Consider the following 15,114-nt stretch of genomic DNA (forward strand, 5'->3'; position numbering starts at 1 on the left):
GCTGACTCCCCCGGCCGCTAGCCTCCGGCGCATGACCACCACCGAGCCGCTCGCACCGGGCGTGCGCCGCGGCTACGCGCTGGGCAGCGTCGCGACCGGCACGTTCGGCACCGTCCCGGGCCTGCTGCTGCTCCCCTACCTCACCGACCACCTCGGCATCGCCGCCGTGGCGGCCGGCGCGATCGTGCTCGTCCCGAAGGCGTGGGACGTCGTGCTGAACCCGCTGGCCGGACGCATCAGCGACCGCTCGACCCACCCGGCCGGGCGTCGCCGTCCGTTCCTGCTGCGCGGTGGGCTGGCCCTCGCGGCGTGCTTCGCGCTGCTGTTCGCCGGGCCGACGTCGCCCGCCTGGCTGGGCGGCGCCTACGTCGTCCTGGCGTTCCTGGCCTGTGCCACGGCGTACGCGTTCTTCCAGGTGCCGTACGTGGCGATGCCGGCCGAGATGACGTCCGACTACGACGAGCGCACCCGGCTCATGAGCTGGCGCGTCGCGGTGCTGGCGCTGGCGATCCTGGTCAGCGGCGCCACGGCACCCATGGTGGTCAACGCCTTCGGTGGCGAGGAGACGACCGCGGGCTACCGGCTCATGGGCGTGTACGTCGGGCTGCTGCTGGCCGTCGGCGTCGTCGGCGCCTGGTGGGGCACGCGGGACGCCCCGCAGACCCGCACCGAGGAGTCGTCCGGCACCCTGCGCGAGCAGCTGCGCGTCGTGGCGCACGCCCGGGACTTCCGCGCGCTGCTGACCTGCTTCGTGGTGCAGGCGCTCGGCGTCGGCGCGCTGCTCGCCGGCGTCGCCTACGTGGCCGACGACCTGCTGGAGTCGACCGCCGCGTCGACCTTCCTGTTCGCGGCGTTCGTCGGGCCGGCGATCCTCGTGACGCCGCTGTGGGAGCGCTACGCCCGCACGCGGGGCAAGAAGTCAGGCTACGTGCTCAGCTCGGCGCTGCTCGCGCTCGGTGCCCTGGCGCTGCTGACCACCCGCACCGGCGAGGCCGGCTGGGCCTACGCCGCGGCCGTGCTCGTGGGCGTCGGCTACGCCGGGGCGCAGGTGTTCCCCATGGCGATGCTGCCGGACGCCGCGGCCCGCGACGCCGAGCGCACCGGCGAGAACCGCGTCGGCGTCTACACCGGCGTGTGGACCGCGGGCGAGACGCTCGGCCTCGCCCTCGGACCGGGCCTGTTCGCGCTCGTGCTGGCGCTCGGCGGCTACGTCTCGAGCACCGACGGCGACGCCGTGCAGCCCGACAGCGCGCTGGACGCCATCGCGATCGGGTTCTCGGTCGTGCCGGCCGTGCTCGTCGCCGCCGGCCTGCTCTGGCTGCGCCGCTATCACCTCGACGAGGAGACCCGATGACGATGCCCCACGACGAGATCCGCGCCCGGCTCGAGACGTTGCGGGCCGGCGACCTGCCTACGCACGGCGGACGCACGCTCGCCTACGTCTACGACTCCGGGCTGGCCGACGTCGACGTGCTGGCCAAGGAGGCGCTGGCGGCGTACGCCTCGACCAACGGGCTCGACCCGACCGCCTTCCCCAGCCTGCTGGCGATGGAGCGCGACCTGGTCGGCTTCGCCCGGACGCTGCTGCACGGACCCGGCTCGGTCGTCGGCACGGCGACGTCCGGCGGCACCGAGTCGGTGCTCCTGGCCGTCCAGTCCGCCCGCGACGCCCACCCCGGCGTCGAGCGTCCGGTGATGGTCGTGCCGAGCACCGCGCACGCCGCGTTCGCCAAGGCGTCCCACTACTTCGGCGTGGAGCGGGTGGCCGTGCCGGTCGACCCGGCGACCCACCGCGCCGACGTGGACGCGACGCGGGCGGCGCTCGACGAGCACGCCGGACGCGTGGTGCTGGTCGCGGTGAGCGCCCCGTCGTACGCCCATGGCGTCGTCGACCCGGTCGCCGAGGTCGCGGCGCTCGCCGCCGAGCGCGGCCTGCGCTGCCACGTCGACGCCTGCATCGGCGGCTGGGTGCTGCCCTGGGCGCAGCGGCTCGGCCGCGACGTGCCCGCCTGGAACTTCGCGGTCGAGGGCGTCACGAGCATCTCGGTCGACCTGCACAAGTACGCCTACGCGCCCAAGGGCGTCTCGCTGCTGCTGCACCGCACGCCGGCGCTGCGCCGCAGCCAGTACTTCGCGAGCGCCGACTGGCCCGGCTACACGATGCTCAACGCCACGATGCAGTCGACGAAGTCCGGCGGCCCGCTCGCCGCGGCATGGGCGACGGTGCAGGCGATCGGCGACGAGGGGTACCTCGAGCTCGTCCGGGTGGCGCTCGCGGGCACGGACGCCCTGGTCGCCGGCATCGAGGCGACCGCGCACCTGGCGCTGGCGTCCCGGCCGGACTCCACCCTCGTGGCGCTGACCACCGACGAGGCCCTGGACGTCTTCACGCTCAGCGACGAGATGCTCGAGCGCGGGTGGTACGTCCAGCCGCAGATGCGGTTCGGCGGGCAGCCGGCCACGCTCCACCTCACGGTGAGCGCGGCGACCGCGGCCGGCGTCCCGGACTTCCTGGACGCCCTGCGGTCGTCCGTGACCGCGGCCGTAGCCGCCGGCCCGGTGCAGGTCGATCCGGCCCTGGCCGAGGCCGCCGCGGCGCTCGACCCGGCGAGCCTGGACGACGGCACGCTCGACGCGCTGCTGGCCGTCGCCGGGCTCGCCGGCGACGGGGGCGAGCTCGCCCCGCCCAGCCGCATGGCCGAGGTCAACGCCCTGCTGGACGTGGCCCCACCGGCGCTGCGCGAGGCCCTGCTCGTCGCCTTCCTCGACCGGCTCAGCCGCTGAGGCCCTCCCCTCCGCGCTGGGCGTGACGTCGTGCACGCGACACGCCGATGCGAGCGAGCACGACGTCGCTCCCAGCGACGACCCGCAGCCTCGGGAGGAGGCGGGGAGCAGCCTGGGTAGGTTGGCCCGCGTGAGCGACTGGAACGTCACCCCCCATCTCGTCGGCACCCACGTCGAGCTGGTGCCGATGCGCCCCGACCACGCCGCCGGCCTGCTCGCCGCGGCCGACGACGACGAGGTCTTCGCCTGGCTGACGCTGCCGCGCCCCCGCACGCTCGAGGACGCCGAGGCGCTGGTCGCACGCGCCATGGCCCTCCCGGACCGCGCCTGGGTGCAGGTCGACCGCGCCAGCGGGGAGGTGGCGGGCATGACGTCCTACTACGACGTGAGCGAGTCGGCCCGCACCGTCGCCATCGGCTTCACCTGGCTCGGCCGGCGGTTCTGGCGCACCGGCATCAACACCGAGGCCAAGCTCCTGCTGCTGCGCCACGCGTTCGACGAGCTCGGCTGCGTCCGCGTCGTCTGGCACACCGACGAGCACAACCACCGCTCGCAGGCCGCCATCGCCCGGCTCGGCGCGACCCGCGAGGGCGTGCTGCGCAAGCACAAGCAGCGCCGGGACGGCTCGTGGCGCGACACCCACCTGTTCTCGATGCTCGACACCGAGTGGCCGGACGCGCGTCAGGCCCTGGAGCGCCGGCTCGCCCGCTGACCGGCGAAGGCGGTCAGCACCGCCAGGACGGCGGTGGCCACGGGGACGACGAACGCCCCGGTGTGCCCGTGCGCGTCGGCGAGCCGTCCGGCCACCGACGACCCGAGGGCGTAGCCGATCCCGGTCGCGCCGGCCAGCAGCGTCATGGCCGCCCCGATGCGGTGCTCCGGCACGATCTGCCCGGCCAGCGCGAAGTTGCTGATCATGTAGGGCGCCACCGCGAGGCCGAGGAACAGGACGACCACCACCAGCTGGGTGATCGTGTCGACGGCGGGCAGCGGGGTGGCCAGCACGAGCAGCGCCACGGCCGCCACCAGCGAGCGGGTCGCGTAGCCGATGCGCTCGGGGACCGCGGCCATCGTCAGCCCGGCCGCGACGCTGCCGACGCCGAGGACCGCGTGCACCAGCCCGGCCACGCCGGGCTCGCCCGCGGCGGTGGTCAGCGCGGTCGTGCCGGTCTGCACCGAGCCGAACAGCACGCCGACCCATGCCTGGGCCAGGACGAGCAGCACGAACGCGGGCACGAGCAGGCGTCCGGTCGCCGGCACCGCGCTGCGGTCGACCTTGGTGAGCGCCGCGGTGGGGTGGACGGCGAACAGCGTCCCGAAGACGGCCAGCAGCCCGGCACCCACGAGCAGGGCGACCGACGGCTCCCCGACGAACGCCAGGACGCCGATGAGCGCCGGCCCGAGCACGAACGAGGCCTCGTCGGCCGCGCCCTCGTAGGAGAAGGCGGCGTCCACGACCGTGCGCCGGTAGGCCGGGTCGTTCCCGCGTCCGGCGGCCGCGCCCTCGGCGATGGGACGCCAGCGCACCCGCGCGAGCGGGCCCACCTGCGGGATGAACAGGCCGGCCAGGCCGGAGACGGCGACCGGGACCCAGGGGGTCGCGTCCGCCACGGCGACCAGCGCGACGAGGGCGGCGGCGCCGGCGAGCGACTGGACGAGCACCGTGCCGCGCTGGCCGTGACGGTCGGCCAGGGTGCCCCAGAACGGCGCGCCGACGGCATTGGCGACGGCCAGGACGCCGGCGGCCGCGCCGCCGTACGCGTAGCGGTCGGTCGCGTCGCTGACCAGGACGAGGGTGCCCATCTGGCTCATGGCGAGCGGAACCCGCCCGAGGAAGGCTACGAGGACGTAGGCGGGCCCGACGATCCGCAGGAGCTCGCGGTAGGCGGCGACGGCTGACACAGCGCGTCGAGCCTAGGGGCTCACGCCGGGCAGGACGTCGCCGGGTCGCGTCGATAGGCTCGACGGGTGCCGCCGACCCACGCCCGCCGGGCCACCTTCGGACTGTTCGGCCTCAACGGCTTCCTGCTGGGCATGTGGATCGTGCACATCCCCCTGGTCAAGGACCGCACGGGCATCGACGACTCCACCCTCGGCGGGATGCTGCTGCTCGTCGGCATCGCCGCGCTCGTCGGCATGCAGGCCGGTGGACGGCTCATCGACCGCATCGGCTCCGCGCCCACCGTCGCGGTCGCCATGACCGTGCTCGCGCTCGTCCTGCCGTTCGTCGCGCTCGCCGAGTCCCCCGTCGTCCTGGCCTGCGTGCTGACGCTGCTGGGCCTGGCCAACGGCGTCGTCGACGTGGCGCAGAACGCCCAGGCCGTCGTGGTCGAGCGGGCCTACGGACGTCCGATCATGTCGGCCTTCCACGCCCTGTTCTCGATGGGCAACCTCGCGGCGGCGATCCTGGGCGGCCTGCTCATCAGCCAGGACGTCGGCATGCTGCCCACGCTGGTCACCGCCGCGGTGGTCGGCCTCGTCGGAGCCGCCGCCTGCCGCCGGCCGCTGCTGGCCGACGCCGCGCCCGCTCCCACCGAGGGCGGCGGCCGCCGCCGCGTGCCGTGGACGCCGCGCGTCGTGCTGCTGGGCCTGCTGGCCTTCGCGCTCATGCTCAGCGAAGGCGTCGCCTACGACTGGAGCACCGTCCACCTGCGCGACAGCCTCGGCTCGACCGAGACCGTCGCGGCCTGGGCCTTCGGCGCCTTCTCGGCCACCATGACGATCGTGCGCCTGGTCGCCGACCGGATCGTGGCGCGGGTCGGCTCGGCCACCTACGTGAGCGTCGCCGCACTGGTCGGGGCGGTCGCGATGCTGGGCGTCGTGCTGGCCCCGAGCGCGCCGGTCGCGATCGCCGCCTGGGCGCTGTTCGGCGTCGGCCTGGCCGGCTGCGTCCCGCAGTTCTTCAGCGCCGCGGGCAACGTCGACCCCACCGCCGCCGGCACCTACCTGGCCCGCATCACCAGCTTCGGCTACACCGGGCTGCTGGCCGGACCGTCGATCATCGGCTTCCTGCGCACGTGGGTGTCGCTGCCGACCGCTCTGCTGGTGCCGCTCGTCGGCTGCCTGGCCGCGGGCCTGCTCGCCCGCCGCGCCCTCGCGGGCAAGGTGCCCGCGTGAGGCGCCCGCTGTCCGAGCTCGTCGCGCCCGACTGGGCCGAGGCCCTGGCGCCGGTGGAGGACCGGGTCCACGACCTCGGCGACTTCCTGCGCGCCGAGACCGCGGCCGGCCGCGGCTACCTGCCGCCCGGCGACGCCGTGCTGCGCGCCTTCCAGGAGCCGATGGCGGACGTCCGGGTGCTCGTCGTCGGCCAGGACCCCTACCCCACGCCCGGCCACGCCATGGGCCTGTCGTTCTCGGTGCAGCCGGACGTCCGGCCGCTCCCCCGCAGCCTGGTCAACGTCTTCACCGAGCTCGAGGCCGACCTCGGCGTCCCGCCGTCACCGTCCGGCGACCTCACGCCGTGGGCCCGGCAGGGCGTCCTGCTGCTCAACCGCGTGCTCACGGTGCAGCCGGGCTCGGCCGCCAGCCACCGCGGCAAGGGCTGGGAAGCGGTCACCGAGCAGGCCATCCGTGCCCTCGTCGCCCGCGACGCCCCGCTCGTGGCCGTGCTGTGGGGCCGCGACGCCCAGTCGCTGACGCCGCTGCTGGGCGACGCCACGCCCGTCGTGGCCAGCGCGCACCCGAGCCCGCTGTCGGCCTCGCGGGGGTTCTTCGGCTCGCGCCCGTTCAGCCGCGTCAACGCCGCGCTCGAGGCGCTCGGGGCACGACCGGTGGACTGGCGGCTGGCCCCGTAGGGTGACGGCATGAGTTCATCGAGTGCCCGTGACAGGGTCGTCGACCACGGGTTCTCCGTCCTGCAGAAGTGGGGCATCCGCATCGTCGTGTACGCGGCGGCCGCGGTGGTCCTGGGCTGGGTCATCGGCCACACCTGGATGGTGCTGTACCCCGTCGCCATGGCGCTGGTCGTCGCCACCGTCCTGCAGCCGCCGGTCGGCTTCCTGCGCCGGCACGGCTGGCCGGACGCGCTGGCCGCCGTCGCGGTGATGCTGAGCTTCTTCGCCCTCATCAGCGCGCTCGTGGCCGTCATCGCCCCGCAGGTCGCCGGCCAGGCCGACGACGTCGCCGAGGGCGCGTCGGACGGCCTGCAGCAGGTGCGCGAGTGGCTGGTCACGGGCCCGTTCGAGGTCACCGACGGCCAGATCACCAACGCGATCTCCGCGGTCCAGGACAAGATCCAGGACAGCGCCACCCAGATCGGGTCCGGCGTCTTCTCCACGATCGGCGTCGCGACGAGCGTGATCGTCAACATCGTGCTGATCCTGGTGCTGACCTTCTTCTTCATGAAGGACGGCCACAAGTTCCTGCCGTGGATCCGCTCGATCGGCGGCGCGAACGTCGGCGGCCACCTCACCGAGCTGCTCACCCGCATCTGGAACACCCTCGGCGGGTTCATCCGCGCCCAGACGATCGTCGCGGCGATCGACGCGGTCATCATCGGCCTCGGCCTGATCATCCTGGACGTCCCGCTGGCCGTGCCGCTGGCGGTCATCACGTTCTTCGGCGGCTACATCCCGATCGTGGGCGCCTTCGTGAGCGGTGCCCTGGCCGTCCTGGTCACGCTGGTGACCAACGGCTGGCAGGAGGCGCTGATCGCGCTGGCCATCGTCGTCGCCGTGCAGCAGCTGGAGGGCAACGTGCTCTCACCGTGGCTGCAGGGCAAGAGCATGAACCTGCACGCCGCCATCATCCTGCTCTCGGTCACCGCCGGCAGCTCGATGTTCGGCATCACCGGCGCGTTCCTGGCGGTGCCGGCGGCCGCCGCCGTGGCCGAGACCCTGCGCTACCTGCTTGAGCGGGTCGACAGGGAGGCGGGCGTCGTGCCCGAGGACGCCGGACCGCCGCTGGACGAGCCGGGCAAGCCGGTCGCCGAGCAGGACTGACGGCGGCGGCCGCACGGCCGCGGACACACAAGAAGGGGCGACCAGCGCGTAGCGGTCGCCCCTTCTCGGTCCACCCCAGCGTGAGCGGTGAGGAGAGCCGGCTGACGTCCCCCGATCGCCAGCCGGCTCCTCTTCACCGTGGTGCACACCAGTGATGACTGAAGACTAGAGGACCCGGACTAGTCCCGTCTAGTCACAACGGACTAGGCCTTTCCGGACACGCCGTCGACGGGCTCCCCGTCCGGCTCCAGCGCGTCCTCGGCCAGGGTCGTCCCGACCGTCTCCGACGCCTCCTCGTGCACGAGCCACAGCACGCCCGCGGGCGGGATCTGCAGCACCGCGGACGCCGGCTGGCCGTGCATCGGCTCGTCCGTCGCCTCGACCCGGCCGAGGTTGCCCACGCCGGATCCGCCGTAGACCTCGGCGTCGGTGTTGACGACCTCGCGCCACGTGCCGGTGGCCGGCAGGCCCACGCGGTAGTCCGGGTGCGGAGCACCGGAGAAGTTGCAGACGCAGGCCAGCTGCGTGCCGTCCGACCCCACGCGCAGGAAGCTCAGGACGCTGCCGGCGGCGTCGGAGGCGTCGATCCAGACGAAGCCCTCGGGCCGGGCGTCCTGCGACCACAGCGCCGGCGAGGCGACGTACGTGCGGTTGAGGTCGCCGACGAGGCGGGAGATGCCCGCGTGCAGCGGGTCCTCCAGCTCGTGCCAGTCCAGCGAGCGGCCCTCGGACCACTCCCCCGACTGGCCGAACTCGCCGCCCATGAACAGCAGCTGCTTGCCCGGGTGCGCCCACATGTAGGCGAGCAGGGCGCGGACGCCGGCGGCCTTGTTCCAGGCGTCGCCCGGCGAGCGGCCCCACAGCGAGCCCTTGCCGTGCACGACCTCGTCGTGCGAGAGCGGCAGCACGAACTGCTCGCTCCAGGCGTACACCAGCGAGAAGGTGATCTCGTCCTGGTGCCAGGCGCGGTGCACCGGCTCACGGCCCAGGTACTGGAGCGTGTCGTGCATCCAGCCCATGTTCCACTTCATCGAGAAGCCCAGGCCGCCGGTGCCGGTCGGCGCGGTGACGCCCGGCCACGAGGTCGACTCCTCGGCGATGACCAGGGTGTCGGGGTGGTGCTTGGCCACCGTGCCGTTCAGCTCCTGCAGGAACTGGACGGCCTCGAGGTTCTCGCGGCCGCCGTGCACGTTGGGCTCCCACTGGCCGTCCTGGCGCGAGTAGTCCAGGTAGAGCATCGAGGCGACGGCGTCGACCCGCAGCCCGTCGACGTGGAACTCCTCGAGCCAGAACAGCGCGTTGGCGACGAGGAAGTTGCGCACCTGCGGGCGTCCGAAGTCGAAGACGTACGTGCCCCAGTCGGGCTGCTCGCCGCGGCGCGGGTCCGGGTGCTCGTACAGCGGGGTGCCGTCGAAGCGGGCCAGGGCCCAGGCGTCGCGTGGGAAGTGCGCGGGCACCCAGTCGACGATCACGCCGATGCCGCGCTGGTGCAGGTGGTCGACGAACCAGCGGAAGTCGTCCGGGCTGCCGAAGCGCGACGTCGGGGCGTAGTAGGACGTGACCTGGTAGCCCCACGAGCCGCCGAACGGGTGCTCGGCGACGGGCAGCAGCTCGACGTGGGTGAAGCCGTGCTCGAGCACGTACTCGGCGAGCTGCTCGGCCGCCTCGCGGTACGACAGGCCCTGGCGCCACGAGCCCAGGTGCACCTCGTAGATGCTCATCGGGGCGTCGGACCACGTGGTCGCGGCGCGGCGCTCGAGCCACTCGTCGTCGCCCCACGCGTGGGTGCTGGTGGCGATGACCGAGGCGTTGTCCGGCGGCACCTCGGTGGCGAAGGCCATCGGGTCGGCCTTCTCGAACCACTCACCGTCGGGGCCCTCGAGGCGCAGCTTGTAGCGCTGGCCGGGCTCGGCGCCGGGCACGAAGCCCTCCCAGATGCCGCCGTCGGCGTGCGCGAGCGGGTGCGCGTCGGAGTCCCAGTCGTTGAAGTCGCCGACCACGCGCACGGTGCGGGCGTTGGGGGCCCAGACCGCGAAGGACGTGCCCGCGACCCCGTCGACGGTGGCGGGGTGGGCGCCGAGCGCCTGCCAGAGCCGCTCGTGGCGGCCCTCGCCGATCAGGTGCAGGTCGAGCTCCCCGAGCCCGGTCTCCTTGGCGTGCTTCATGCGACCCCTTCCACGATGCGGGCGATGGACGACAGCGGGACCTCGAGCCAGTCCGGGCGGTTGGCGTGCTCGTAGCCGACCTCGTAGACGGCCTTGTCCAGCTCGAGCGCGGTGAGCAGGACGGCGTGCTCGCGCGGGTCGCCCAGGTCCGAGACCGAGGCGTAGCCCTCGCAGAACGCGTCGCGGTTCACCTGCGCCCAGTTCAGCGCGCCGTAGGTGAGCGCCTGGACGTCGTCGGGCTGGCCGACGAGCAGCTGGTGCGCCGCGTAGTCGAACGAGCGGAGCATGCCGGCGACGTCGCGCAGCGGCGAGCGCAGTGCGGCCCGCTCCTCCAGCGGAGCGGCCGGCTCGCCCTCGAAGTCGATGACCGTCCAGCCGCCGACGGTGCGCAGCACCTGGCCCAGGTGCAGGTCGCCGTGGACGTACTGGCTGCGCAGCGGGGTGGGCAGCTCCCGTACCCGCTCGAGCGCGGCACGGATGCCGGGCACGTGCGGCGCGAGCTGCGGGACGTCCGCGGCCACCGCGTCGAGCCGGGCGGTCATGGTGCGCACCTTGCCGGCGAGCTCGTCGGGCCCCACGTCGGCCGTGCCGAGCGCGCGGGCCAGGTCGGCGTGGACGTGCGCCACGGCCTGGCCGAGGCGACGGGCCTCCCCGGAGAAGTCGCCACCGTGCTCCTCGGGCGCGGTGCCCGGGTCGGCCATGAGGTCGCGGACGCTGGTGGTGGCCATCGCCCACCCGTCGGCGGCGTCGGGGAAGAACTGCTGGACCATGCCCAGCGTCGTCTCCTGGCCGTCGAAGCGGCCGGCGATCGAGCCGAGCGGCTGCGCGATGTGCTGGCAGCCGGCGTCACGCAGGGCACGGTGCAGGACGAGGTCCTTGTTCAGGCCCGGCGAGAGCCGGCGGAACAGCTTGAGGATGTACTGGCTGCCGAACACCAGGGAGGTGTTGGACTGCTCGCTGGTGATCGGGCGGCCGCGCAGGCCGGCGTCCAGGACGACGTCCGGCTCCAGCCGGAAGCTGACGTCGCCGATGGTCGCCTCGCGGGCCAGCAGGCCGAGCAGCTCGCTGGTCAGGTCGGCGTCGCCGGAGGCCTCGTACATGGTGACGCCGTCGTCGACCTCGATGACCGCGGCGGCCGGGACGTCCGGCGCCTGGGCACGGCGGGCGCCGACCAGCAGCTGGTAGACGTCGCGCCGATCGCCCTGGCGCACCTCCACCACCAGGTGCACGAGCGCCGGGTCGCCGTCGACCAGGACGGTCGTCTCGAGCGCCTGCACGGCGTCGATCGGGCGATCCTTGCCGGCGAACCAGCGCCGGGTCGCCAGCCAGTCGGGCAGGGCCTGCAGGACCACGTCCATCCAGGGGGTCGAGCTCATCGCGCTCACCTCGGGTCGTTGTCGTCGGAGTGGCACAGCTCGAACCAGTAGAAGCCGTGCCCGGGCAGGGTCAGGAGGTACGGCAGCTCGCCGATCTCGGGGAACCGGACGCCGCCGGTCAGCTCACTGGGCACCAGGCCCTGGAAGGCCGACAGGTCGAGCTCGACCGGCTGCGGGAACCGCGACAGGTTGTTGACGCACAGCACCGTGTCGCGCCCGCCGTCGGGCCGCTCGTAGGTGCGCTGGTAGGCCAGGACGCTGGGGTTCGAGCCGCCCAGGTCGACGAAGTCGCCCTCGGCGAACGCGATGTGCTCCTTGCGCACCTGGATCATCCGGCGGGTCCAGTTCAGCAGCGACGCCGGGCTGTCCTGCTGGGACTCGACGTTGATGGCCTCGTAGCCGTACGTCGGGTCCATGATCACCGGCAGGTAGATGCGTCCGGGCGTGCACGAGGAGAAGCCGGCGTTGCGGTCCGGGCTCCACTGCATCGGCGTGCGGACGGCGTCGCGGTCGCCCAGCCAGATGTTGTCGCCCATGCCGATCTCGTCGCCGTAGTAGAGCACCGGCGAGCCGGGCAGGCTCAGCAGCATCGCGGTGAACAGCTCGAGCTGGTTGCGGTCGTTGTCGAGCAGCGGGGCCAGGCGCCGGCGGATGCCGATGTTGGCCTTCATCCGGGGGTCCTTGGCGTACTCGGAGTACATGTAGTCGCGCTCCTCGTCGGTGACCATCTCCAGGGTCAGCTCGTCGTGGTTGCGCAGGAAGATGCCCCACTGGGCCTTGTCCGGGATGTCCGGCGTCTGCTGCAGGATCTCCGAGATCGGGAAGCGCGACTCGCGGCGCACGGCCATGAAGATGCGCGGCATGAGCGGGAAGTGGAACGCCATGTGGCACTCGTCGCCGCCCACCGACGGGTCGCCGAAGTACTCCACGACGTCGCTGGGCCACTGGTTGGCCTCGGCCAGCAGCACGCGTCCGGGGTACTCGTCGTCGACGACCTTGCGGCACTTCTTGAGGTACTCGTGGGTGCGCGGCAGGTTCTCGCTGCTCGTGCCCTCCTCCTCGAACAGGTAGGGCACGGCGTCGAGCCGGAAGCCGTCGATGCCCAGGTCGAGCCAGAAGCGCAGGACGTCGATCATCGCCTCCTGGACCGCCGGGTTCTCGTAGTTGAGGTCGGGCTGGTGGGAGAAGAAGCGGTGCCAGAAGAACTGGCCACGTACCGGGTCGTACGTCCAGTTGGACGACTCGGTGTCGACGAAGATGATGCGCGCGTCGCTGTAGGCCGAGTCGTCGTCGCTCCAGACGTAGAAGTCGCCGTACGGGCCCTCGGGGTCCGAGCGCGACGCCTGGAACCAGGGGTGCTGGTCGGACGTGTGGTTGAGCACCAGGTCGGTGATGACCCGGATGTTGCGCTTGTGCGCCTCCTCCAGCAGGTGGACGAAGTCGTCGACCGTGCCGAACTCGGGCAGCACCGCGCGGAAGTCGCTGATGTCGTAGCCGCCGTCGCGCAGCGGCGAGGCGTAGAAGGGCGGCAGCCACAGGCAGTCGACGCCGAGCCACTGCAGGTAGTCGAGCTTGCCGGCCAGGCCGCGCAGGTCGCCGGTGCCGTCGCCGTTGGAGTCGGCGAAGGCGCGCACCAGCACCTCGTAGAAGACCGCGTGCTTGTACCAGGACGCGTCCTTGGGCGCCGCGTGCGCATGGGCGAAGTCGTCGGCCTGGGGCTCGACGAGCAGCCCCTCGGACGTCACGGACTCACCGGTGTGAGGGACGTCCTCGAGGCCGTCGAGGGGGTCGTGTCGCTGGAGCTCGGAACCATCGGGCATGGCTCCTACCCTTGCGCAGGTCCGACGAGGCTGCGACCCGACGCGGTCAGGCCTGCGGCACGACGGCCGCGACGTGGGCCACGGCGACGGCCGGGTCGAGCCGGACGTAGTTGTGCTCGCCCCAGGTGAACGACGCGCCGCTGACCTCGTCCTGCACCACGAGCGAGCCGCCGGGCTCGACGCCGAGCGCCTCCAGGTCCAGGTGGAGCGTGCCCTCCTGCGGCTGGTGCGGGTCGAGCGTCACGACCACGACGACGGCGTCGCCGGTGGCCGGGTCGGTCTTGGAGTACGCCAGCAGCGCCTCGTTGTCGACCTCGTGGAAGCGCAGCGTGCGCATCTGCTGCAGCGCCGGGTGGGCGCGACGCACCTCGTTGAGCCGGGTGAGCCACGGCTCCAGCGAGCGGCCCTGCTCGAGCGCCGCGTCGAAGTCGCGCGGGCGCAGCTCGTACTTCTCGGAGTTCAGGTACTCCTCGCTGCCCGGACGCACCGGCTCGTGCTCGTACAGCTCGTAGCCGGAGTAGACGCCCCAGGTCGGCGACAGGGTGGCGGCGAGGGCGGCCCGGAGGGCGAACATGCCCCGGCCGCCGACCTGCAGCGACTCGTGCAGGATGTCGGGGGTGTTCACGAACAGGTTGGGCCGGCTCTCGTCCCAGCGGTCGCGGACCATCTCGCCGAACTCGACGAGCTCCTCCTTGCCCGTGCGCCACGTGAAGTAGGTGTAGCTCTGGGTGAAGCCCAGCCGGGCCAGTCCGAACAGGACGGCCGGACGGGTGAACGCCTCGGCCAGGAAGAGCACGTCCGGGTGCTCCGTCTTGACCTCCTCGATCAGCCAGGCCCAGAAGCTCGGCGGCTTCGTGTGCGGGTTGTCGACCCGGAAGATGCGCACCCCGTGGTCGACCCAGAACCGCGCGACCCGCAGCACCTCGGCGTAGATCGCCTCGGGCGCGTTGTCGAAGTTGACCGGGTAGATGTCCTGGTACTTCTTCGGCGGGTTCTCGGCGTAGGCGATCGTGCCGTCGGGCAGCACGGTGAAGTACTCGGGGTGCTCGCGCGCCCACGGGTGGTCGGGCGCCGCCTGCAGGGCGAGGTCGAGCGCGACCTCCAGGCCGAGCTCGTGGGCGCGGGCGACGAACGCGTCGAAGTCGTCGATCGTGCCGAGGTCGGGGTGTACGGCGTCGTGGCCGCCCTCCTCGGCGCCGATGGCCCACGGCGAGCCCACGTCGTCCGGGCCCGGGTCGAGCGTGTTGTTGCGGCCCTTGCGGTTGACGCGCCCGATCGGGTGGATCGGCGGCAGGTAGACGACGTCGAAGCCCATGCGGACGGCGCGGTCGAGCATCGGCAGGGACGTGGCGAAGGTGCCGTGCACGGGCTTGCCGGCGGCGTCGACGCCGCCGGTGCTGCGCGGGAAGAACTCGTACCAGGAGCCGAACGCTGCCCGCTCGCGGTCGACCCACAGCTTCTGCGGCGTGCCCTTGGTGAGCAGCTCGCGGACCGGGTTCTCGTGCATGACGGCGAGCACCGGCTCCGACAGGGCGGGGGCGAGCCGCTCGTCCAGCGCGAGCGTCGTGTCCCGGAGCGCGGCGGCGGCCTGCTGCAGCAGGGTGCGCGAGCGGCGGTCGGGGCTGGCGTCGAGCACCCGCGCGCCGACCTCCAGGTCGTTGGCCAGCTCGTCGGCGTCCTGGCCGGCGGCGACCTTCTTCTCGATGGCGTGCAGCCAGGTGGCCCAGGGGTCGCCCCAGGCGTCGACCCGGAACGTCCAGGTGCCCACGGCGTCCGGGACCACCGCGGCAGCGAACCGGTCGAGCCCGGGCGCTCCGTGCGGCTCCATGCGCACCGAGCGAGCGGTGCGGTCGCCCGGACCCTTCCAGACCACGGTGGCGGCGACGGCGTCGTGGCCCTCGCGCCAGACGGTCGCGGTCACCGGCACGTGCTCGCCGACCACGGCCTTGGCCGGAAAACGTCCGCCGGCGACCTGCGGGCGGACGTCGTCGATCCCCAGTCGTCCCTGCACAGGGTCCCCTCTCGTCGC

At 73.1% G+C, this 15,114-nt stretch carries 11 protein-coding genes; 6 read left to right on the forward strand and 5 right to left on the reverse strand.

Annotated features, from left to right (window positions below; genetic code table 11):
* Positions 1-31: 31 nt before the first annotated feature.
* The 3 genes from E0W78_RS07485 (at position 32) to E0W78_RS07495 (ending at position 3,496) form a co-directional block, all read left to right on the forward strand.
* On the forward strand, positions 32-1,354 hold the full coding sequence (locus tag E0W78_RS07485) for an MFS transporter (RefSeq protein WP_131403242.1): 1,323 nt from the start codon (positions 32-34) through the stop codon (positions 1,352-1,354).
* Complete coding sequence (locus E0W78_RS07490; RefSeq protein WP_131403243.1) at positions 1,351-2,784, forward strand: aminotransferase class V-fold PLP-dependent enzyme; 1,434 nt, start codon at positions 1,351-1,353, stop codon at positions 2,782-2,784. The genes E0W78_RS07485 and E0W78_RS07490 overlap by 4 nt, the downstream gene beginning before the upstream one ends.
* A gap of 130 nt (positions 2,785-2,914) precedes the next feature.
* Positions 2,915-3,496 carry a GNAT family protein gene (locus E0W78_RS07495; RefSeq protein WP_242686272.1) on the forward strand — a complete coding sequence of 194 codons (582 nt, stop codon included), beginning with the start codon at positions 2,915-2,917 and terminating at the stop codon, positions 3,494-3,496.
* On the opposite strand, the gene E0W78_RS07500 is transcribed toward E0W78_RS07495, so the two are convergent.
* On the reverse strand, positions 3,466-4,686 hold the full coding sequence (locus E0W78_RS07500; protein ID WP_131403244.1) for an MFS transporter: 1,221 nt from the start codon (positions 4,684-4,686) through the stop codon (positions 3,466-3,468). The two genes, E0W78_RS07495 and E0W78_RS07500, sit on opposite strands and share 31 nt — an antisense overlap.
* Before the next feature lie 66 nt (positions 4,687-4,752).
* Here E0W78_RS07500 and E0W78_RS07505 point away from each other — a divergent pair, with 66 nt between their 5' ends.
* Genes E0W78_RS07505 through E0W78_RS07515 form a run of 3 tightly spaced genes read left to right on the forward strand, consistent with a single transcriptional unit; the run spans position 4,753 to position 7,724 of the window.
* Positions 4,753-5,901, forward strand: a complete 1,149-nt coding sequence (locus E0W78_RS07505) for an MFS transporter (RefSeq protein ID WP_131403245.1) — start codon at positions 4,753-4,755, stop codon at positions 5,899-5,901.
* Positions 5,898-6,578, forward strand: a complete 681-nt coding sequence (locus tag E0W78_RS07510) for a uracil-DNA glycosylase (protein WP_131403246.1) — start codon at positions 5,898-5,900, stop codon at positions 6,576-6,578. Before E0W78_RS07505 ends, E0W78_RS07510 begins: the two co-directional genes overlap by 4 nt.
* Before the next feature lie 9 nt (positions 6,579-6,587).
* Positions 6,588-7,724 (forward strand): AI-2E family transporter, encoded by a 1,137-nt coding sequence (locus E0W78_RS07515; RefSeq protein WP_131403247.1) that lies wholly within the window; start codon positions 6,588-6,590, stop codon positions 7,722-7,724.
* A 203-nt stretch (positions 7,725-7,927) separates the two neighbouring features.
* Here the strand turns inward: E0W78_RS07515 and glgB are convergent, their stop codons facing one another.
* The 4 genes from glgB to E0W78_RS07535 are packed head-to-tail and all read right to left on the reverse strand — an operon-like array spanning position 7,928 to position 15,096.
* Positions 7,928-9,889: a 1,4-alpha-glucan branching protein GlgB gene (glgB, locus tag E0W78_RS07520; RefSeq protein ID WP_131403248.1), complete on the reverse strand. Its 1,962-nt coding sequence runs from the start codon at positions 9,887-9,889 to the stop codon at positions 7,928-7,930.
* On the reverse strand, positions 9,886-11,265 hold the full coding sequence (locus tag E0W78_RS07525) for a phosphotransferase (RefSeq protein ID WP_131403249.1): 1,380 nt from the start codon (positions 11,263-11,265) through the stop codon (positions 9,886-9,888). The genes glgB and E0W78_RS07525 overlap by 4 nt, the downstream gene beginning before the upstream one ends.
* A 5-nt stretch (positions 11,266-11,270) precedes the next feature.
* Positions 11,271-13,085: a maltose alpha-D-glucosyltransferase gene (gene treS, locus E0W78_RS07530; protein ID WP_131403250.1), complete on the reverse strand. Its 1,815-nt coding sequence runs from the start codon at positions 13,083-13,085 to the stop codon at positions 11,271-11,273.
* Positions 13,086-13,131: 46 nt separating this feature from the next.
* Positions 13,132-15,096, reverse strand: coding sequence for a maltotransferase domain-containing protein (locus tag E0W78_RS07535; protein WP_131403251.1), 1,965 nt, complete (start codon positions 15,094-15,096; stop codon positions 13,132-13,134).
* Between the last annotated feature and the right edge of the window lie 18 nt (positions 15,097-15,114).

It is taken from the genome of Aeromicrobium sp. IC_218 (assembly GCF_004336805.1).
Taxonomy (GTDB): domain Bacteria; phylum Actinomycetota; class Actinomycetes; order Propionibacteriales; family Nocardioidaceae; genus Aeromicrobium.